Source organism: Streptomyces sp. SUK 48 (assembly GCF_009650765.1).
Lineage (GTDB): Bacteria > Actinomycetota > Actinomycetes > Streptomycetales > Streptomycetaceae > Streptomyces.
In genome coordinates this window covers 1,241,526-1,261,447 of the sequence record NZ_CP045740.1, presented here as the reverse complement: position 1 = coordinate 1,261,447, position 19,922 = coordinate 1,241,526, and the positions used below count along the sequence as shown (strand labels likewise).

Here is a 19,922-nt window from a genome sequence, read left to right as displayed (position 1 = left end):
CTGGCCGCCCGGCCGTTGACCCTACTGGGCAGGCACGGTACGGCACGCGTTTCTCCGCCCCCCTGACCTGCCGATACGCTCACTCTCATGCCCGTACCGCCCCCGCCGCCCCCGCGACGCCACGTCCTCGTCCTGGGCGGCACCGCCGAGGCCCGCCGCCTCGCCGCCGCTCTGGCCGCGCACCCCGCCGGGATCCGGGTGACCACCTCCCTGGCCGGGCGCACCGCCCGGCCGGAAGCGCCGGCGGGGGAGGTACGGATCGGGGGCTTCGGCGGAGCCGAGGGGCTGGCGCAGTGGCTGCGGGCGCACCGGGTGGACGCGCTGGTCGACGCCACCCACCCGTTCGCCGGCTCGATCACGGCGAACGCGGCCCGCGCGGCGGCGGCCACCGGGGTCCCGATGGTCGTACTGCGCCGCCCCGGCTGGCAGCCCGTCCCGGGCGACCGCTGGTACGACGTCCCGTCCCTGGCCGCGGCCGCAGAGGCGTTGCCCGGCCTCGGCGACCGGGTGTTCCTCACCACCGGGCGCCTCGGCCTCGCCGCCTTCGCCCACCTGACCGGCCGGCACTTCCTGGTGCGCTCGGTGGAACGGCCCGACCCGCCGCTGCCCCCGGACACCGAAATCCTCCTCGCCCGCGGCCCGTTCACCGTCGCCGGCGAACGGGAACTGCTGCGGGCGCACCGCATCGACGTCCTGGTCACCAAGGACAGCGGCGGCGAGGCCACGGCGGCGAAACTCACGGCCGCCAGGGAACTCGGGCTCCCCGTGGTGGTCGTACGCCGGCCGGCGCTGCCGGAAGGGGTGACGGCGGTGCCCGACGGGGCGGCGGTGCTGCGTCGGCTGGGCCTCGGACCGGCGGAAGCCGAGGGAGCCGGGGGGACCGACGGAACCGGGCGGCTTTAGCCGGCCGAGCGAGCTGCCCGAACCGGGCTACCGCTCCCCGGGGTTGCCGGGGCTCCCGGGGTTCCCGGGATTGCGCCGCAGCAGATACGTGTCCATGATCCACCCCTTGCGCTCCCGGGCCTCCGCCCGCACCCGCTCGATCTCGGGGCCCGCCTCGGCGAGGGGTCCGGAGACGAGGATCTCGTCCGGGGTGCCTATGTAGGCGCCCCAGTAGATGTCGATGTCCTCGTCCGCGTAATGCCGGAAGGTCTGGTGCGCGTCGAGCATCACGACCACGTCGTCCACCCCCTGGGGGAAGCCCTCGGCGAGCCGCCGCCCGGTGGTGATCTGCACGGGCCGGGCGACCCGGTTCAGGCCGGTGCGATGACGGGCGACCAGCGCGGAGACGCTGCTGACACCGGGCACCACGTCGTACCCGAAGGAGACCGCGCCCCGCGCCAGCACCTCGTCCAGAATCCCGATCGTGCTGTCGTACAGCGCCGGGTCACCCCAGACCAGGAAGGCGCCGGTCTGGTCCTCGCCCAACTCCTCGGCGATCATCCGCTCGTAGATACCGGCGCGGGCGCTGCGCCAGTCCCCGACGGCCGGAGAGTACGCCGACCCGCCCGCCCTGCGGTCCCGCTCCGGATCCCGGGCCTCGACCACCCGGTACGAGCCCTCGGGCAGATGCGCGTCCAATATGTCCAGGCGAAGCCGGGTGAGGTCGCTTTTCTCCGCGCCCTTGTCGAGCAGGAAGAACACATCCGTGCCGCGCAGCGCCCTGACCGCCTGGAGGGTCAGCTGCTCGGGGTCGCCCGCGCCGATACCGATGACATGAATCTCTCGCACGCCACCGAGTCTGCCGTACGCCACTGACAACGGGCCCACCGGCTCCGCACGAGCCGCCGCCGGGCGGACGTCAGGGCCCGAGCCTGGGCGCCTCCACCACGGCGTCCACGGGCCCGCCCCCGGCCTCCACCCTCCCGGCCAGCTCCCGCGCCCACCGGACGACCCCGGCGAGATCCACCCCGTACGGCCGGTCCTCGCCGCTGCCCCGCTCCCACTCCTCGACCGCGCCCGCGCCGCGCCGCAGCAGCCGCGCCCCGCCGACCGCGTTGCCCCGGGCCGCGTGGGTGAGCCCCACCGCCAGCTGGGCCAGCCCCCGCCACAGGGCGCGCTCGTCCTCGGGCCCCGACTTCCAGGCGTCCTCGAACACCTCGTGCGCGTGGAACGGCCGGCCCGCGTCGAGCAGCGCCTGAGCCTCCGCGACCGTCTCGCGGGGCGCCCTGACGACACCCTCCGGCTGCCGCGGCACCCCCTCGGCGCCGTACGGCAACGGCCGCCCGAGCCCGTCCCGCGGCCGCGCACTGCGGGCCCGCCCCTCCGCGTCCCGGTCCCTCGCCTCGCCGTCACCCGCGTTCGTCATACCGCCGATTCTCCCCGCCCCCACCCCGAGCCCCTTCCTGCGCACCCCCGCCCGTGCGGTAAAGTTCTCTTCGCGCGACACGCGGTCCACCGCGAGTCAGCGCATCGGGACGTGGCGCAGCTTGGTAGCGCACTTGACTGGGGGTCAAGGGGTCGCAGGTTCAAATCCTGTCGTCCCGACGGTGAAGTACAAGGTCAGAGGGGTCCTTCGGGGCCCCTCTTGATCGTTTCCAGGGGCGCCGTCTCACAATTTCTCACAAGCGCTGTTGATCAAGGTCGGCCGAGCAGTTCGGCCAGCTTCTCCGAACCCGCCCTGAGCGACTGCGGGTCGGGGTGCACGTAGGTCCGCTTCGTGAACCCGAGGTCCGAGTGACCGGCCCACGCGGAGACCACCGTGTCCGGCACCCCGTTGTTGGCCATCCACGACAGGCGGGCGTGCCGCGCGTCGTACAACCGCACCTTCCGTCGGATGCGTGGTGGCGCAGCACCGCAGGTGCGGGCCGCCGCACAACGCCGTGAGGCCACTGCCGAGTTCCTGTGCACCTACGGGGAGGTGGACAACGAAAGCAGTGGGCCCAGGTGCCGGAGGTGATGGCTGGCCTCCTGCGGGGCATGGCCACCGAGGCGCGGCCGGAACTTCCCGACGCCTGAACGCACGGAAGCCGCAGCCCGTGTGAGCTGCGGCTTCCTAGCGTGTAAACGCTAAGCCAGCCCGCTACCACCGATCCACCGTCCAACGCTGCGGACCCTGGTCACGATCCCCCGGTGGAAGGGTGGAGAACGATCGCGCCGCTGGTCGGCGTCGGTCTAGGGCGACCGCTGTGATCAGGCGAGCAGCAGATGCCCGTGGTCGGTGAGCACTTCGCGGGCCTCGGGCACGTCCTCGTAATCCTTCAGCCGGTGGAGGACCGTCCGGGCCCGCTCCGCCGTGCGCTCCGAGGAAAGATCGCCGGACGTGTCGATGACGCGGCGCGCCTCGTCGGCGGCCTGCTCGGGCTCGTTCGCGTCGGCCAGCGCCACGGCCAACCATGAGCGGTACAGCGCGACCTCCCGGGCGTGCGTGGCGTCGTAGCGTCCCAGCACGTCCTGGAGCAGCGGTACCGCGCGCAGCGGGCGGCGCAGCTCGGTGAACACCCGGGCGTCCATGACCTCCAGCTCCTCGCGGTTCACCCAGTAGGCCCACGTCGGCGCGGGAGGGCCGTCCGTGGCGTCCAGGGCGGCGTGGGCCTCCCCGAGCGCCCGCAGGGCCGGTTGCGCCTCCCCGGCACGTGTATGCGCCCACGCCACGCGGTCCAGGAACAGGGCGCGGGTTGTGGCCGGAGCGTCCGGCCCGGCCTCCGTGACGGCTGCCTTCGCCAGGTCCAGGCCCTCCCGTTCCCGGCCGCTGTTCGTCAGGTGGTAGCCGAGGCTGCCCGCGAGCTGTGCCACCAGCGGCGCGTCCCCGGCCTGGCGGGCGGCCGAGAGACCGAGTCGGTAAGCGTGCTCCGCGTCCTCATTCCGACCGGCGTCCGAGGCGATCCATCCGGCGATCTGGCCCAACTCCCCCATCTGCACGAGCAGGCCGCGCCCCGTTTCCTCGGAGTGCTCGGACCCGCGGTACAGGCGGACGGCGGCGCGCAGCTCACGGAAGGCGGGGGCGATCAGGTCACCGCCGGACAGCACATCGTCCGCGAGCCGGAGGCCGTGGACGCGAGCCGCCAGGCTGTCCACGGTGGTGGTGCCGATCCGACGGCCACAAGGGGTCGCCAGGGGCTCCAGCGCGTCCCCGTCGGGCAGCAGGTCCGCGAGGGTGGCCGCGACCCCGGGAAGGGTGGCCTGAGCGTCCCCCCGGGCGTACGCGGCGGCCTGCTCCAGCTCACGCAGCGGCACGCCCAGCACCTGGGCGAAGGTGGAGAGCCACACGTCCGGGATGCGCTCCCCGCGCTCCCACCGGGAGACCTCGTTCCGCGTGATCGACTGGGCGCCCGACACGGCGCACAGCACGGCGGCGAACTGCCGCTGCGAGCGGCCGGAGTGCCGCCGCAGACCGGCGAGGTAGGCGCCGAACTCGCGGCGTCGCTCGGTGGTGTCGCTCATGGTGGCCCCCTTCCGTATCCAGTGTGGCCCCTCCCTGGCCTCCTGGTTGGCTCCTCCGCATGATCACGCACCCCGGTTACCTGAACGCGAAGCGCCCCGGCGACCGCGCGAACGGCCCCGGGGCCGGCCGATCTGAAGGAAGCAGACCGACATGCCGCAACCTACAACCCGGGCCCGCCAGACCGGGCACCCCGGGTACAGCGAGACCCTGCCGAGGCAGCCCGAGAGCGCAGCCACCGCGCGGCGACTGCTTCGTACCGCCTGTGCCGTCTGGGGGCTGGACGCATTGGCCGAGGATGGGGCGCTGATCGTCTCGGAGCTGGTGGCCAACGCCGTGCAGCACGCCCGGCGGGAGTCCATCCGGGTCGTCATCGACCGCCCTGGCGCCGCGCGGGTGCGTGTCGGCGTCGCGGATCTCTCCCGGGCGCGGCCGGTGCAGCGCGACGCCGACGACAGCAACGAGGGCGGGCGTGGTCTGCGTCTCGTGGCGGCGCTGGCCGCCGACTGGGGCACGGACGAGCGGCGCTGGGGCAAGATCGTGTGGGCGGACCTGGAGGGGCGCGGGTGACCACGGGAGAGACCCCCGGCCGCAGTGCGGCCCGCGCCCATCTGTCGCAGTTGATCGAGCTGTTTGGCTCGGACGGATGCCTGCGGATCAGTACGACCCCTGCTGAACCCGGGCCGCCCGCCGTCGGCGCAGAGTCCGAGGACGACGAGCAGAGCTGACCGCCCCAAGGCGCGGCGAAGCCCCGGCCGGTGAACTCCACCGAGCCGGGGCTGTTTCGTCTCACGGTCGTCTCACACTGGTCTCACGCACTGCGCGGTACGAGCCGGAGAATCTGGCGCTGACCTGGATGTTTCCGCTCTCCCTGGATCTCACGGATCCCCCTGGACTGTGTTTCGTTCACTGGGGGTCAACGGGTCGCAGGTTCAAATCCTGTCGCCCCGACTTGAGAAAAGACTGCGGGGGCCGGAAAGGGAACCGGGGGGCCGGGAAGTTCGTCGTCGGCCTGCTTGTGGACCTTCTGCCACCCGCTGACCCGGGCGGGGTCGACCTTGCTGAGTTCGAGCGCCTGGCGGCCGTCAGGAAGACCGACTGGCAGCCGGCGCCTCGAAGCCGATCACGGGACGGCATCCCCTTGTCGTCTTCTTCGCCTTCCAGAGGCACTTCACCCGAGGCGTCATGGCGGGCTCGGTCAAGGAGGGCCCCCGACGGCGAAGGCCGTGGCGGTCGGCTTCCCCCGGCGCCCGGATCGCTCATTTCTGATGAGCATTCAGGGGAAGGCTGTCGGTACGTCAGCAGGTGCTTCGGCGGCCCGACTTCAGGGCGCCGACCTGGGTAAAGAGCGTGCTCCCCGCTTCCACGGGCGATGGTCACACCGTCTTCACGTTTTTCTCAGCGAAACCTCATTTCCATCCGGGGCTGGCCTGGCCTGTACGTTTCGCCTTCCTGGAGCGCTCTCCAGACCGGCCCTTCCGCCAGGCGTCTTTGGCGGGGGACTTCGCAGAACGGATGACAGCAGTGAACCCTCGCGCCTTGAAACGCCGTACGGCTTCCAGCGGCCTGACCCTGGTGATGCTCACCGCCGGACTCGCCGTGGCCGGCCTGCCGGGCGCCCCGGCGGCGACCGCCGCCGGCGCCACGACCGCGACCGCTTCCACCCCCGACCCGATCGACCCGGACAGCCTGTTCCTGAACCGCTGGATGGGCCAGATCCGCGACGTCATCGGCGACCGGCCGCTCAACAAGGTCGTGATGCCGGGCAGCCACGACGCGGGAACGTGGGGCATCACCGACAAGTCGGGCGTCTGCGACACCGCGAGCGAAGCGTCGATGGCGCGGAAGTACCCGCAGATCGCCGCCGCCATCTCGGTCACGCAGTCGGGCCCCATCAAGGCCCAGCTCGACGCCGGCTCGCGCTATCTCGACCTGCGGCTGTGCAAGCAGAACGGCAAGTGGTACACGTACCACGGCGGTCCGCTGGGCGGTCTGTTCTTCGACGACCCCGCCACCGGGCAGAAGGGCGAGATCAACGACATCGCCGCCTGGATCCGCGACCACCCGGAGGAGATCGTCACGATCGATCTGCGCACCTCCGTCCCGAAGGAGTCCGAGGCCGCGGACAACAAGGAAGCCGTCGAGCTGCTGGCCAAGGCGATCGGCACCTCCCGCATGGCCGACAAGAACAAGCTGACGCCCTCCTCCACGTACAACCAGTACATGGCGGCCGGCGCCAACGTCATCCTGCTCGACACCACCAACAGCACGGACGAGCCCTGGGACTGGCCGGAGAGCCGCATCGACGGCCGCGAGAGCTACGTCGAGGACAAGGACTGGGGCGGCCTCATCAAGGAGGCGGTGACGCACCCCTTCTCGTCGGACCCGGCGATCGACAAGATCAGCCGCACGGCGCTCGACCGCGACCAGCAGGTGCTGAGCACCGACCTGGGCACGCCGGACACGTTCTTCGCGCTCTCCGGCAACGTCGACTCCACGCTCGCCATCCCCGACGCGGCCTACGACGTCGCCAACAACGGCATGAACTTCAGGGGCGGCGACGGCGTCCCCTACATGCTCTACCTGGCCCGTCAGCACAACTACAACCTGGTGAAGAAGCTGGAGGGCGAATGGCGCTACTCCAGCATCGCCAGGAACACCAACATCGTGGCGTACGACAACGTCAACATGGGTGACGGCAGGGGCCCCATCAGGGGCTCGGGGTACATCAACGCGGCCATCATCGCCAACAACACCCCGACCACGGCACCCGGCACCCTGGTGGGCACCCAGCGCCGCGCCGACGGCACCTGGAGCGCCGCCGAGGCCCTGCCCGGCGCCTACGGCGCGCTGGAGTTCGCCGGCGGTGAGCGCGCGGTGGCGGCCATGCCCGACGGCGACCTGCAGTTCCTCGCCTACGGCAACGACAAGCACCTCTACCACAACATCCGTTTCTCCAACGGCTCGTGGCAGGGCTGGAACCGCCTCAACAGCGACGCCGTCGACCAGCAGCTGAACGGCGGCCCGCTCGCCCTCACCAGCACCCCCAACGGCACGCTCCAGGCGCTCGCCGTCGACAAGGACGGCAACCTGCTGCACACCCTGCGCAAGCCGGACGGCTCCTGGCAGGAGGGTGGCTGGGCCGGCGTCGGGGACGGCACCGGCAAGGGCGTCATGAAGGCCAAGGACGTCGCCGTCACCGGCCTGCCGAACAACTCCATCAAGGTGCTCGTGTACGGCCGGGACGGTGCCATGCGCCTGACCGAGCGCTACATGAACGGCATATGGGAGCAGTCGGGCTGGCAGACGCTGCCCGGTGTCGGTGGCGCCGCCACCTTCGCCGGCAAGGACCTCTCGATCACGGCGACCCGGGACTACACCCTCCAGATCGCCGCGATCGGCCAGGACGGCAACATCTGGCACATGACCCAGAACGCGCAACGGGTCAACTCCGGCTGGAACACGCCGCAGTGGGCGCCCGGACAGGCGATGCAGGCCACGTCCGTCGCGATCTCCGCCACGCCGGACGGTGCCACCCAGCTCCTCGCCGTCGGCATGGACGGCAACACCTGGCACAACCTGCGCCGGGCCGACGGCCAGTGGACCGGGTTCGGCGCGCCGCGCGGAACGTACAACCGCCCGCTGGCAGCCACCAGCGTCAAGATCGCCGGCCTGCCCGACGGGAGCACCTACAGCCTGATCGACGCGCGCTGACGCACACCGACACACCGCACGCCGCCCCCGGCACCGGGGGCGGCGTTGTCGTTCCCACACTGTTGATCAAGGCCGGCCGAGCAGGTCGGCCGACTTCTCCGAGCCTGGGCGAGCAACAAGTGTCTGTAGTCGCACCGCACGTCGCGCGCCTCGGGTACGTCCTCGTACTCCTTCAACCGATGCAGGGCCGTACGGGCACGCGCCGCCGTGCGCTCCGAGGAGAGGTCCCCGGACGTGTCGATGACACGGCGGGCCTCGTCGGCGGCCTGCTCGGGCTCGTTCGCGTCGGCCAGTGCTACGGCCGGCCATGACCGGTGCAGCGCCACTTCCCGGGCGTGCGTGGCGTCGTAGCGAGCCGGTACGTCCTGGAGCAGCGGCACGGCGCGCGGCGGGCGGCGCAGCTCGGTGAACACCCGGGCGTCCATGACCTCCAGCTCCTCGCGGTTCACCCAGTATGCCCATGTCGGCGCAGGTGGGCCGTCCGTGGCCGCCAGGGCGGTGTGCGCCTGCCCGAGCGCGCGCAGGCCGGTTGCGTCTTCCCGGTACGCGTGTGTGCCCACGCCATACGATCGACCGCGACCCAGGACCTGCCCGCCGCCGACCAGGGCCTCGCGGGCGCCCTGACCGGCATGTCCACCCAGATCGGCACCGCGCTCGGCATCGCCTTCCTGGTCTCGCTCGCCGAACGCCACCCGGGTGGCACCGCCTCGGGCATCGCCCTCGCCATGCGGTGGGGTGCCGTGGCACTCGCGGTGGCCGTCGCCCTCACCCTGGCCGCACTCCGCGACCGCCGGTCCGTGCCCCGGCCCGGCCCGCCCGGCGCCTGAGACCAGCCGCGCCCTGCTCATCCTCTCGCTCCCGTTGCTCCTCGCTCTCCCCTGCGCCCCGGAACTCTCCGTAACCGACCCGCCCGTGCTCGTAGCGCGTTGGAGCCGGTCACGCGCCTCGGTAGGCTCTGCGCCTCGGGGCCGGAGGAAGGCCCGGCAGGGCCTTCGGGAGGCGTGCGTGGCGATACATCGGTTCTCGGTGCTCGGACCTCTGGGCGTGCATCGCGGAGCGGACGTCCTCGCCGCCGGGCCTCCCCAGCAGCAGGCGATGCTCGCGGTGCTGCTGCTCAGCCGGAACAAGGCCGCGACCGCGTGCGACCTGCTGGACGCGCTGTGGGGCGACCGCCCGCCCGGTCGCCCCATGAACACCATCCGCACCTACGCGTGGCGCTGGCGCAAGCTGCTGGAGCCGGATCCGGCCCGCCCCTCCGTACTCGTCGCGCGCGGCGACGGCTACGAACTGGCCGTCCCCGACGACCACGTGGACGCGCTGGTGGCCGAGCGCCTGATCGCCGACGCCGAGCGGGCCCTGCGCCGCGGCGAACCGGACACGGCCCGCACCCTGCTGCGCCGGGCGCAGGACCTGTGGCGCGGCGAGCCCCTCCTCGGCGTGCCCGGACCGTTCGCCGAGCGCCAGCGGCAGCGCCTGCGCGGAGTGTGGCTGGACCTGCTGGAACAGCGGATCACCCTGGATCTGCGCGGTGGCCGCACCGAGCAGTGCGTCCGGGACCTGACCGAGCTGGTGGCCGCCGATCCGCTGCGCGAACGCTCGCACGCCCTGCTCATGGAGGCGCTGCACCGGGAGGGCAAGCGGGCCGACGCCCTCGCCGCGTTCCGGCACGCCCGCACGGTCCTCGTCGACGAACTGGGCGTCGAACCGGGCCCGGAACTGGCCGCATTGCACCAGAGCATCCTGACCGGTGCCCCGCCGGAGCCCGCCGTACGGGAGCGGGGCCGGTCCGACGACGACCACGACCGCGACCACGACGTGGACAAAGCCCCGACCGGCTCCCGGCCGATGCCGCCCCCGCCCGCTCAACTCCCGCCCGCGCTGCCGGACTTCACGGGCCGTGAGGAACTCCTGGCCGGGCTCGCCGGGGCGCTCACCGAGCAGGACCGGTCCGCTCCGGCGGTCGTCGCCGTCTCGGGCATGGGCGGCGTGGGCAAGACCTCCCTCGCCGTGCAGACGGCCCACCGGGTGCGCCACGCCTTCCCCGACGGGCAGCTCTACGCCGACCTGCGGGGCAACGCCGGCCGCCCGGTGGCCGCCGAGACGGTCCTCGCCGACTTCCTCATCGCCCTGGGCACCGACCCGGGCTCCCTGCCCGAGGCGCTCGCGGCCCGGTCCGCGTTGTTCCGCTCCGCCGTCGACGGCAGACGCCTGTTGCTCGTCCTGGACGACGCGCACGACGCCGCCCAGGTACGGCCGCTGCTGCCGGGCACACCGGGCTGCGCCGTGGTGATCACCAGCAGGACCCGGCTGAGCTCCCTGCCGGTCTGCTTCCAGCCGGATCTCGATGTGCTGACCCCCGTCGAGGCGCTGCGGATGCTGGCGCGCACCACGGACCGGCGGCGCGTCGACGCCGAGCCGGTCGCCGCCCGGGAGGTGCTCGACGCCTGCGGGTACCTCCCGTTGGCCGTACGCATCGTGGCCGCCCGGCTGGCGGCCCGTCCCGGCTGGAGCATCGGCACGCTCGGCGAGCGGCTCCGGGCCGAGCACCGGCGTATCGACGAGTTGCGCACCGGCGATCTCGCGGTCCGGGCCACGTTCGAGCTGGGCTACCGGCAGCTGACGCCCGACCAGGCGACGGCCTTCCGGCAGGCGGCGCTCCTGGCGGGCCCCCTCGTCGCGGCCTCCACCGCGGCCGCGGTCCTCGGGGTGCCGGAGCCCGACGCGGAGGACCTGCTGGAGTCCCTCGTCGATCTGGCCGTCCTCCAGGCACCGCGTCCCGGCCGCTACCGCTTCCACGACCTGCTGCGGCTGTTCGCCCGGCAGAAGTCCCGGACGCGGCACCCGGCCGAGACGGTCTCCGTGCCGCGCCGACAGCTCGACTTCCTCCTGGCCACGGCCCGCGAGGCGTTCCGGTGGGCGGTCCCCGACGACCCCGTCGGCGAGGCCCTCGCGCAGACGGACACCGCGGGAATGGCCTTCGCCGACTTCAAGTCCGCCCAGCGATGGGCGGTGGAGGAGAGCGAGGCCGCGCTCACCCTCGCCGGCCGGATCGCCGACGGCATCCTCGGCCCCGGCCACCCGGTCGAGCGACCGACGGGCGTCCTCGGCTCCGGCCATCCGGTCGAGCGACCGACGGGCGTCCTCGGCTCCGGCCATCCGGTCGAGCGACCGACGGGCGTCCTCGGCTCCGGCCATCCGGTCGAGCGACCGACGGGCGTCCTCGGCTCCGGCCATCCGGTCGAGCGACCGACGGGCGTCCTCGGCTCCGGCCATCCGGTCGAGCGACCGACGGGCGTCCCCGGCTCCGGCCATCCGGCCGACCGACCGACGGGCGTCCCCGGCCCCGGCCATCCGGTCGAGCGACCGACCGGCATCCCCGGTCCCGGCCGCCCGGTCGAGCGACCGACGGACATCCTCGGCCCCGGCCACCCGGCCGACCGACCGACCGGCATCCCCGGCCACAGCCACCCGGCCGACCGACCGATGGGCATCCCCGGCCACAGCCATCCGGTCGAGCGGCCGGACGGCATCCCCGGTCCCGGCCGGCCGGTCGACCGGCCGGACGGCGCGGCCGACCCGGCGGCAGCGTCCGGCGCGGACGACGGACCGGCTCTCCGGCGGGCCGTGGACCTGCTGATCGCGCTGTCGCCGTTCGGCCCGGACCCGCGGCTGGGAGAGGGGCCGCCGACCGTACGGCGGCTGGCGGAGGCGGCCGTCCGCCTCCAGGACCGCCGCACCGAGGGCCGGGCACGGTTCCTGCTCGGTACCTATCATCTGGCGGCGGGGGAGCCGGTGCGGGCCGAGGCGCAGGCACGTGCCGCGGCCGAGGCGTGCCGGGAGAGCGACGACCTGGTCGTCCTGCGCCAGGCGGCCAACGACCTCGGGCTGATCACCTCCTACCTGGGGCGACCCGGTGAGGCCGTCGGCCACTACGACGAGGCGATCGCGCTCGCCCGCGCGCTGGGGCACCGCTCGGGCGAACTGGTGACGACCGTCAACGCGGCACTCGCCCGGGCGCGCAGCGGGCAGGCCGCCGAGGCCGTCGCCGCCTGCGAATCGGTGCTGCGCGGGCTCCGTTCGCGCCCCGACGACCTCGTACGGGCCTTCACCCACTACGTGCTGGGTCTGGCGCTGCACGCGCTGCGCCGTTACGAGGAGGCCGTCACCGCCTTCACCGACTGCCTCACCGTCTCCCGGGACGCCGGCCTGCGCAGCCATGGAGCCCAGGCCCGCTTCCGGATGGCCGACAGCCTGCGGGCCCTGGGGAGACAGCGGCCGGCACTGGAGCACGCGCGGGAGTCGCTGGCGGCACTGGAGGAGGCGGGGGCCGCCCGGGACATCGCCCAGTGTCTCGTGGTCCTGGGCAGGATCTGGACGGATCTCGGCGACTTCACCGCGGCTCGCGGCTGCCTGGAGCGGGCCAGGGAGAGCAGCCTGCGCCTGGGGCTGCCCGACATCGAGGAGATCGCCGCGCTGCTGGACGCCGTACCGGCCGCCTGACATCGGTCGGGGGCCGGCACGGCGTCCGCGGAGCGCGGATCAAGAGAGGCCGGTCAAGAGAGGCCGGTCAAGAAGGGTCGTATCAAGAGGGGTTGTAACCCGTCCCCATGCTGTTCCAGATCACCCAGCTGTTCGCGCGCACCGCGGCGGGCGACGGGGATGTGATGCGGACCGCCACGAGCAGCACGGCGACGCCCAACAGCGTCACGGCCACGGCTGTGCGGATTCTGGTGTTGCGGAATTGCTTGCGTCTGGCCATCGGTGGCCCGATCCCCCTCATGGACGGCAGCCGGCGCGGACACGCGCCGGTTGAGCTGGTTGGTGGTGGCGAGCCCAGGGTCGCGGCACCCGATCTATGTGCGATCGACGCCGATTCTACGGTCCGTGACCTCGCCTCCTGGCACGGGAGTTCGGGTGGGACACGGGCCGTCGACGCACCGCCGGGCGGGCGCGGAACGGGCGCGGAACAGCCGTCGAACGGCCGTAGAGCGGGGGTAGAACGGGCGTAGAGCGCGCCTTGCGACGCTGTGCGGGAACTGCTCCTCCCGCTTGGAGAAAAGCCTTGCCCCCCAGCACCACACCTGTCCGGCCCGCCATGCCCGCCGTCGTCCCGGACCGGCCGTACACGCACGAAATGGTCATCGTCCACCGGGTGTTCCGGCGCGAGTCCGCCCTTCTGCCCCGGCTGGTGCGCGCCGTGCCCGCCGGTGACACCGCACGGGCGCGGACGATCGCGGAGTACGCGCGGGAGTACGCGGACGGCCTGCACCACCATCACCACATCGAGGACGAGTTGATCTGGCCGCTGCTGCGCACCCGTGCGGGCGCCCGGCAGGAGTTGGTGGACCGCATGACACGTCAGCACACCGTCATCGACGCGACGTTGGCCCGCCTGCCCGGCCTGCTCGGCGCGTGGTGCGACGACGCGGCCCCGGTGACGGCACGGACCCTGGCCGATCTCCTCGACGAGCACCGCGACGCGCTGACCGAGCACCTGGACGACGAGGAGCGCCTGGTCCTCCCCCTGGTGGCCGACCATCTCACCGTCGCCGAATGGGACTTGGTGGGCCGGCGCGGCCTGGAGGCCCTGCCGAAGAACAAGGTACTGCTGGCACTGGGCGCGATCCTGGAGGACGCCACGGCCGAGGAGCGGGCATGGTTCCTCGGCAGGGCGCCGCTCGCCGGCCGCCTGTTGTGGCGGTTCGCCGGCCGACGCCAGTACGCGGCGCGTTGCCGCGCCCTGCGCGGGGCTCCGGGAACCGACTGACCATGGCCGCGCCCTCGCACCCCCTGCACCCCCCGGCCCCCGCGCACAGCGGCCGAGCCGGTTCCCCTGTCGGAGAGTCCCGGACCATGCACCCGATCGACGCCGCGCTCGGTACCGCCATCGACGCCTACCGCACCTGCGAGTTCACCACCCTCGGTTCCGGTGGCACGCCGCTGACCTGGCCGACGGCCGCCTCGCGCAACCCGGACGGAACCTTCCTGATCACCACCAGTCTCGCCTTCGCGCAGAAGGCGCTGAACGTACGCCGTGACGGACGGGTGGCCCTCCTCTTCTCCGACCCGACCGGAAGCGGTGCCCCCGAGGCGCCCCAGGTCTTCGTCAGCGGCACGGCCCACTGCCCGGAGGAGATCCACACCGGACCCGACGAGGCGGTCGAGTACTGGCGCACCATGTTCCGGCGCCAGCCGCACTCCCGGGCGTTCGTGCGCAGACCGGCCCGGTGGTTCATGGACTGGTACTACCTGCGGTTCTTCATCACCGTCACGCCCGATCACGTCGAGGTACGGCCGCCGCTCGCCCACGCCGTGGACACGGGCCCCCACGGGGACCGGTCCGCCGGAGCCGGCCCGGCCGCACCGGCGGACATCCCGGGGGCCGACCTCGTCGCCCGCTACCCGAGCGCCGTCCTCGGCGCGCGGGACGCGAGCCGTGCACCGCTGCTGGCACGGGTACGGCCCCGCGTCACGGCCGACGGCTTCGGCATCCCCGCGACGGCACTGGAGGGCGCCGTGCCGGGACGGGCCAGTCTGCTGGTGCACCGGCACGACGAACTGCTCAACGGCATGCACAACGCGCTGATCCGCGGAGAACTCGTGTCCCGCGGGGACGAGTGGACACTGGTCCCCGAACGAGTGGTGGAACCGGCCGGCTCGGGCGGCCCCCGGGACGCCTTCCGCACCCTGAGTACGGCCCGCCGCTCGACCTCCCGCTACCTGCACGCCCGCGGCCTCGCCCGCCCACGCGTGCGGTGGGACCTCTTCCAAGCCCTCGCCCAGCCGGACAGCACCGACTGAAACGGCCCCGTCGGGACCCGCCCCGACGGGGCCGCGCGCCGCTCCCGTCACATCCGAGACGGCTTCCGCTCGCCGAACAGCCAGGTGTCGAAGAGTCCCGTCAGGTCTTTCCCGGACTCGTTCTCGCACAGGGCGACGAACTGCCGGGTGTCGGCGTTGCCGTGCCGGTGCCGGCGTGTCCAGGTACGGAGGATGCCGAAGAAGGTCTCGTCGCCGACGGCCTCGCGCACCGTGTGCACGACCATGGCGCCGCGTCCGTGGACGGGCGGGTCGGACACCCGTCCCGCGCTGGGCGGAGCGGCGGGCGGGAAGGCCCAGATGCCCTCGCTCTCGGCGTCCGTTCCGTCGTAGAAGCTCTCGAAGATCTCGCCGGTGCTCCTGCCGCCCCGCTTCCGGGTCTCCAGGGCGTGGTCGAGCCCGGGCAGGTGGTCGACGACGGCACCGGTCGAAGAGAAGGGGTAGGGGCCGAAACGATCGCCCGCCCAGTCGACGATCTCGGGTACCAGGTCCGCGACGGCGGTGGCGTCCCGCGACTCGTCGGGGTCGACGGCGACGTAGACGGGCACGTGGTCGTGGGTCCAGCCCTTATGGGTCTCGAAGTAGCCGACGGAGACGTGGGCGAGGTAGCTGGCCATGGGCTCCTCGGTGCGCCAGTGCCGGGTCATCGTGTCGCCCTCGGCCTCCTGCCTGATCAGCTCGCCGTTGCTCACGACGTCGTAGAAGTCGCCGTCCGCGTCCCTGGGGACGGTGACCGTGATGTCGTACGTGGCCTTGTCCGAGGGGTGATGGTTGCCCGGGAACCAGGTCATGGAGCCGGTCGGCTGGCCCAGGGCGGTCGAGCCGTCGTCGGTCTCGATCCACCCTTCGAGGCCGCCGTCCTCGCCCTTGATCGTGCGCGGGGTGCCGTCGTAGGCGACGACGGTCCTGAAGACCTCGCCGTCGCGCACCGGCTTCGCGGGCGTCACCAGCAATTCGTCTCCCGAACGGGCGACTTGGGCGGACGCCCCCTGTACCGTGGCGGCGCGCACCCGCAGCCCCGACAGGTCGAGGTCGAAGCGGCTCAGGTCCTGGGTGGCCCGCGCGGTGATGACCGCCGTGCCCCTGAGGTGGTTGGTCTCCGGGACGTAATCCAAGGTCAGCCCGTAATGCGCCACGTCGTAGCCGCCGTTGCCGAGCTGGGGGAACAGCCGGTCACCCGCTCCGGCCGCCCCCGGTCTCGCGGCCGCGGCGGCGCGGTCCCCCGGCGCGGGGCCCGCGCAGGCCGTCGTCAGCGCCAGGAGCAAGGCCGCCGCCGTCGCCCAGCCGGACAGAGAGCCCGCGCAGGCGGATGGAGGCCGACGGCCGGTCGCCGTACGAGCTTTCATGCCAGGTCTCCTGTCGATCGCGGCGTGCGTCACGTCAGAGCCCTGGCATCGCGCAATGGTTGGCTCAAGATTGTCAAAAGTCTCCGGTGGAACCGCTCACCGCGTGATCTCGCAGCGCCATCCACACCCGGTCGCGGGTGAGGGGCAGTTCGGTGAAGCGGACGCCGGTCGCGTCGCGCAGGGCGTTGGCGAAGGCGGGGGCGACGGGGTTGAAGGGGCTTTCGCTCATCGACTTGGCGCCGAGCGGGCCGATGGCGTCGGTGGTCTCCATGAAGTGGACCTCGGTGCGCGGGACGTCGGCGTACTGGGGGAGGCGGTAGCGGCGGAAGGCCGCGGTCTCGACCTCCCCGCGCTCGCCGATGCGGACGTGCTCGAAGAGGGTCGCGCCGAGTGCCTGGGCGATGCCCCCTTCGACCTGGCCGCGGCACTGCATGGGGTTCATGACCTTGCCGGCGTCGGCGGCGTGCACGCTGCGCAGGACGCGGATCTCCCCGGTGCCGGGATCGACGGCGAGCCGGAACCACTGGGCGTTGAACGCGACCGAGCGCGGGGTGCCGCCGAAGTGCCCGTCGGCGACGCAGGAGACGCCGACCGCGTGGGCGGCGGCGTACAGCTCCTTGAGGGTCAGCCGCCCGCCCGGGTGGACGACGGCCTCCTCGGCGAGCGCGCAGTCGGCGCGCGGGACGCGCAGCTGGGCGGCGGCGAGGTCGAGCAGCAGGTCGGCCAGGGCGCGGCAGGCGCGCAGGGTGGCCTTGCCCGCCACCACCACGCCGGTGGAGGCGAACGCGCCGGTGTCATGGCGCACGACGTCCGTGTCGGACTGGCGGACGGTGATCCGGTCGACAGTGGTGCCGAGTTCGCCCGCCGCGATCTGCCGGTGCACGGTGGTGGTGCCGTTGCCGAACTCCGCGGTACCGACGGCCAGCTCGAAGCCGCCGTCGGGAAGCAGGGCCGCCCTCGCGTCGGCGAGGTGACCGCCGGGCGGCCCCGTCGCGATCATGGCCAGGGCGCTGCCCTCGCCGACCAGCCAGCCCTCGGGGGCCGGCTCGCCGCCGGGTTCCGCCTGGGCGCGGCGCACGATGGCCAGGCACTGGTCCAGGCCGTAGCTGGCGATGTGCAGATCCTCCTCGTGACCGCCGGGGGTGAGCATCGCCTCGCCCGGACCGATGATGTTTTGCGCCTTGAACTCCAGCGGGTCCAGGCCGAGTCGGCGGGCGAGTTCGTCGAGCGCGGACTCGACGGCGAACAGCACCTGCCCGAGGCCGTAGCCCCGGAACGCGCCGGCCGGCACGGTGTGGGTGTAGACGGAGAAGGCGTCGACCTTCTTGTGCGGGGCCCGGTAGACGGCGGTCGACTCGCCGATGCTGTGGAACATCACCGCGGGCCCGTGGTTGCCGTACGCGCCGGTGTTGGCGACCACCCGCAGCCTGAGCGCGGTCAGCGTGCCGTCCCGCAGCGCGCCGGCCTTCACCCCGATGGTGAAGGGGTGCCGGGTGGTGGCGCCGTAGAACTGTTCGGCCCGGGTGTACTCCAGCTTCACGGGCCGCCGCAGCCGCAGCACGGCCAGCGCCACGATGTCCTCGACGAGCATCTCCTGCTTGCCGCCGAACCCGCCGCCCACCCGGCCCGCCAGCACCCGGACCTTGTCCTGCGGCAGGTCGTAGAGGGCGCACAGCGCGCGGCGGGTGAGGAAGGGCGTCTGGGTGCTGGAGCGGACGACGAGCCGGTCCTCCTCGTCCAGCCAGGCCACCGCGCCGTGCGTCTCCAGGCTGGCGTGCTGCACCCGCTGCGTGCGGTACGTGCCCTCGTACACGGCGTCGGCCCGCGCGAAACCCGCTTCCACATCGCCGATCTCACCGTGCGCCTCGCCCACGACGTTCTCGCGCGGGCGGGAAATGCGGGCGGTGGCGGCGTCCTTGTCGTGCACGACGGGCGCGCCCGGCCGCATGGCCTCCTCCGGGTCGAACACGGCGGGCAGGACGTCGTACGACACCTCGACGCGACGGCAGCCCTCCTCGGCCGCGGCCTCGCTGTCCGCGACCACGGCCGCCACCCGCTGCCCGACGTGGCGGACCGTGTCGTCGAGGACGCGGGTGTCGTCCGGATCCTCCTCCGGGTGCTCGTGGCGGGCGGTGGAGAAGTGCCGTTCCGGGGCGTCGAGATGGGTGAGGACGGCATGCACGCCGGGCACGCGCAGGGCCGCCGAGGTGTCGATCGCGGTGACGCGGGCGTGGGCGTGCGGAGAGCGCAGCAGCTTCATGTGCAGCAGTCCGGGCACATCGAGGTCGAACGTGTAGCGGGCGGTGCCCGTGACGACCTGGGGACCGGCCGGAGCGGGGAGGCTGCGGCCGACCGACTCGCCGGCGCCGGGCGCCTCCACATGACGGACGCCGCGCACCGCGTCCTCGATGGCCCGATAGCCGGTGCAGCGGCACAGATTGCCCTTGAACGCCCGGGGGAGATCCGTCAGTTGCTCGTCGTCGAGGGCCGCCGTCGTCATCAGGAAACCGGCCGTGCAGAAACCGCACTGGAAGCCCTGGGCGTCGAGGAACTTCCGCTGGACGGGGTGGAGTTCGCCGTCGGGCGAGGCCAGGCCCTCGACGGTGGTGACCTCCCGGCCGTCGGCCCGGACGGCCGGGTACAGACAGCTGTGGACCGGCTCGCCGTCGACGTGCACCGTGCAGGCGCCGCAGTCGCCCGCGTCGCAGCCCTTCTTCACGCCGAACCAGCCGCGCTCGCGCAGATAGGTGCGCAGACACTGGCCCGGCCGGGGCTCCTCCTCGTGGGCCCTTCCGTTGACCTCGATCCTCATCGCGGCGCGCCTCCTTCGAGTTCCCGGCGGATCTCCTCCGCGTACCGGTACGTCATGTGCCGCCGCCACGCGGGCAGCCCGTGGATGTCGTCGAACCACTCGTCGCCGGCGACGGACGAGCCGATGGCCGCCCGCAGCGCCTCGGCCGTCGGCGGCAGCGGGAACCACAGCCGCACCGGCCGGACCGTGGCGGCGGTCACCGTGACCGCCAGGGAGCCGTCCACCGGATCGAGCGCGCCGATGACCAGCACCCCGGAACGGCCCAGCCCGTACAGCGACGCCTGCCGGAACGCCGTACGGCACGCCAGGGCGCGGGCCGGCAGGGTGACGGACCGCAGCAGCTCGCCCTCGGCGAGTTCCTTGCGTCCGGCGCCGGTGACGAAGTCGGCGACCCGCCTGTGGCGCCGTGCTCCGTCCTGCGAGATCAGCAGGCACTCCCCGTCCAGGGCGGCGGTGAGGGAGATCATCGGGCCCGCCGGGAGGGCGTTGCAGAGATTGCCGCCCACGGTGGCCATGTTCCAGATCTTGAAGGAGGCCAGGAACGCCCGGCAGCACTGCTCGAACAGCGGCGCCGCTTCGGTGCCGAGTCCCTTCGCGAAGCGCGACAGGCGGGCGATGGTGCAGGTGGCGGCGATCTCCAGGGAGCCGTCCGGCCGGAGCTCCACCGGTGTCCACCCGGTCCTGCCGAGGTCCACCAGGCGGCGCAGGCGCGGCTGCGGCTCGGAGAACAGGTAGGTGCCGCCGCCCAGCCAGGCATCGCCCGGCCGCCAGGGCGCAGGGCGCCGGGCGTCCCGTACCTCCACCACTGTGTTCAGGTCCATGACCGAAGTGAACAGCCCGGAGCGGCGCC

General features: G+C 73.1%; 17 protein-coding genes and 1 tRNA gene. 9 read left to right on the top strand and 9 right to left on the bottom strand.

The features are described from left to right. Positions 1–87: 87 nt before the first annotated feature. A complete protein-coding gene (locus tag GHR20_RS05335) occupies positions 88–903 on the top strand; it encodes a cobalt-precorrin-6A reductase (protein WP_153812425.1) in 816 nt (271 codons plus the stop codon). 27 nt (positions 904–930) lie between these two features. Here the strand turns inward: GHR20_RS05335 and cobF are convergent, their stop codons facing one another. Continuing rightward, positions 931–1,731, bottom strand: a complete 801-nt coding sequence (cobF, locus tag GHR20_RS05330; RefSeq protein WP_153812424.1) for a precorrin-6A synthase (deacetylating) — start codon at positions 1,729–1,731, stop codon at positions 931–933. Between the two features lie 70 nt (positions 1,732–1,801). Further along, complete coding sequence (locus GHR20_RS05325) at positions 1,802–2,308, bottom strand: DUF309 domain-containing protein (protein ID WP_153812423.1); 507 nt, start codon at positions 2,306–2,308, stop codon at positions 1,802–1,804. A gap of 105 nt (positions 2,309–2,413) precedes the next feature. Here GHR20_RS05325 and GHR20_RS05320 point away from each other — a divergent pair. Further along, positions 2,414–2,487 (top strand) — tRNA-Pro (locus tag GHR20_RS05320). Between the two features lie 90 nt (positions 2,488–2,577). Here the strand turns inward: GHR20_RS05320 and GHR20_RS05315 are convergent. Continuing rightward, a complete protein-coding gene (locus GHR20_RS05315) occupies positions 2,578–2,766 on the bottom strand; it encodes a tyrosine-type recombinase/integrase (protein WP_194858813.1) in 189 nt (62 codons plus the stop codon). Positions 2,767–3,132: 366 nt separating this feature from the next. Further along, positions 3,133–4,383: a helix-turn-helix transcriptional regulator gene (locus tag GHR20_RS05310; RefSeq protein WP_153812422.1), complete on the bottom strand. Its 1,251-nt coding sequence runs from the start codon at positions 4,381–4,383 to the stop codon at positions 3,133–3,135. Positions 4,384–4,534: 151 nt separating this feature from the next. Here GHR20_RS05310 and GHR20_RS05305 point away from each other — a divergent pair, with 151 nt between their 5' ends. The 3 genes from GHR20_RS05305 (at position 4,535) to GHR20_RS05295 (ending at position 8,095) form a co-directional block, all read left to right on the top strand. Beyond that, complete coding sequence (locus tag GHR20_RS05305) at positions 4,535–4,951, top strand: ATP-binding protein (protein ID WP_153812421.1); 417 nt, start codon at positions 4,535–4,537, stop codon at positions 4,949–4,951. After that, complete coding sequence (locus tag GHR20_RS05300) at positions 4,948–5,109, top strand: hypothetical protein (RefSeq protein WP_153812420.1); 162 nt, start codon at positions 4,948–4,950, stop codon at positions 5,107–5,109. The genes GHR20_RS05305 and GHR20_RS05300 overlap by 4 nt, the downstream gene beginning before the upstream one ends. Before the next feature lie 811 nt (positions 5,110–5,920). Next, entirely contained in the window at positions 5,921–8,095 is a 2,175-nt protein-coding gene (locus GHR20_RS05295) for a hypothetical protein (protein WP_153812419.1), read from the top strand. On the opposite strand, the gene GHR20_RS05290 is transcribed toward GHR20_RS05295, so the two are convergent. Beyond that, entirely contained in the window at positions 8,071–8,544 is a 474-nt protein-coding gene (locus GHR20_RS05290) for a hypothetical protein (protein WP_243877943.1), read from the bottom strand. The genes GHR20_RS05295 and GHR20_RS05290 overlap by 25 nt on opposite strands. 51 nt (positions 8,545–8,595) lie before the next feature. On the opposite strand from GHR20_RS05290, the gene GHR20_RS37325 reads away from it, so the two are divergent. Together GHR20_RS37325 and GHR20_RS05280 are read left to right on the top strand one after the other, a co-directional pair. Further along, positions 8,596–8,922 (top strand): hypothetical protein, encoded by a 327-nt coding sequence (locus tag GHR20_RS37325; protein WP_243877942.1) that lies wholly within the window; start codon positions 8,596–8,598, stop codon positions 8,920–8,922. 178 nt (positions 8,923–9,100) lie between these two features. After that, positions 9,101–12,595, top strand: coding sequence for a BTAD domain-containing putative transcriptional regulator (locus GHR20_RS05280; protein ID WP_153812417.1), 3,495 nt, complete (start codon positions 9,101–9,103; stop codon positions 12,593–12,595). A gap of 82 nt (positions 12,596–12,677) precedes the next feature. On the opposite strand, the gene GHR20_RS05275 is transcribed toward GHR20_RS05280, so the two are convergent. Next, positions 12,678–12,854, bottom strand: a complete 177-nt coding sequence (locus GHR20_RS05275; RefSeq protein WP_153812416.1) for a hypothetical protein — start codon at positions 12,852–12,854, stop codon at positions 12,678–12,680. A gap of 303 nt (positions 12,855–13,157) precedes the next feature. Here GHR20_RS05275 and GHR20_RS05270 point away from each other — a divergent pair, with 303 nt between their 5' ends. Continuing rightward, entirely contained in the window at positions 13,158–13,862 is a 705-nt protein-coding gene (locus GHR20_RS05270) for a hemerythrin domain-containing protein (RefSeq protein ID WP_243877941.1), read from the top strand. An 86-nt stretch (positions 13,863–13,948) separates the two neighbouring features. Continuing rightward, complete coding sequence (locus tag GHR20_RS05265) at positions 13,949–14,896, top strand: pyridoxamine 5'-phosphate oxidase family protein (protein ID WP_153812415.1); 948 nt, start codon at positions 13,949–13,951, stop codon at positions 14,894–14,896. A gap of 47 nt (positions 14,897–14,943) precedes the next feature. Here the strand turns inward: GHR20_RS05265 and GHR20_RS05260 are convergent, their stop codons facing one another. The 3 genes from GHR20_RS05260 to GHR20_RS05250 form a co-directional block, all read right to left on the bottom strand. After that, positions 14,944–16,260: a M1 family metallopeptidase gene (locus tag GHR20_RS05260; RefSeq protein WP_153812414.1), complete on the bottom strand. Its 1,317-nt coding sequence runs from the start codon at positions 16,258–16,260 to the stop codon at positions 14,944–14,946. Between the two features lie 73 nt (positions 16,261–16,333). Next, positions 16,334–19,072, bottom strand: a complete 2,739-nt coding sequence (locus GHR20_RS05255) for a molybdopterin-dependent oxidoreductase (RefSeq protein ID WP_153812413.1) — start codon at positions 19,070–19,072, stop codon at positions 16,334–16,336. Then, positions 19,069–19,893 carry an FAD binding domain-containing protein gene (locus GHR20_RS05250; protein ID WP_153812412.1) on the bottom strand — a complete coding sequence of 275 codons (825 nt, stop codon included), beginning with the start codon at positions 19,891–19,893 and terminating at the stop codon, positions 19,069–19,071. Before GHR20_RS05250 ends, GHR20_RS05255 begins: the two co-directional genes overlap by 4 nt. Positions 19,894–19,922: the final 29 nt, after the last annotated feature.

Excerpts from the sequence above, each read along its gene's own strand:
- GHR20_RS05335 (WP_153812425.1), top strand. The coding sequence starts at position 88 with ATGCCCGTACCGCCCCCGCCGCCCCCGCGACGCCACGTCCTCGTCCTG.
- GHR20_RS05325 (WP_153812423.1), bottom strand. The coding sequence starts at position 2,308 with ATGACGAACGCGGGTGACGGCGAGGCGAGGGACCGGGACGCGGAGGGG.
- GHR20_RS05310 (WP_153812422.1), bottom strand. The coding sequence starts at position 4,383 with ATGAGCGACACCACCGAGCGACGCCGCGAGTTCGGCGCCTACCTCGCC.
- GHR20_RS05305 (WP_153812421.1), top strand. The coding sequence starts at position 4,535 with ATGCCGCAACCTACAACCCGGGCCCGCCAGACCGGGCACCCCGGGTAC.
- GHR20_RS05275 (WP_153812416.1), bottom strand. The coding sequence starts at position 12,854 with ATGGCCAGACGCAAGCAATTCCGCAACACCAGAATCCGCACAGCCGTG.
- GHR20_RS05265 (WP_153812415.1), top strand. The coding sequence starts at position 13,949 with ATGCACCCGATCGACGCCGCGCTCGGTACCGCCATCGACGCCTACCGC.
- GHR20_RS05260 (WP_153812414.1), bottom strand. The coding sequence starts at position 16,260 with ATGAAAGCTCGTACGGCGACCGGCCGTCGGCCTCCATCCGCCTGCGCG.
- GHR20_RS05255 (WP_153812413.1), bottom strand. The coding sequence starts at position 19,072 with ATGAGGATCGAGGTCAACGGAAGGGCCCACGAGGAGGAGCCCCGGCCG.
- GHR20_RS05250 (WP_153812412.1), bottom strand. The coding sequence starts at position 19,893 with ATGGACCTGAACACAGTGGTGGAGGTACGGGACGCCCGGCGCCCTGCG.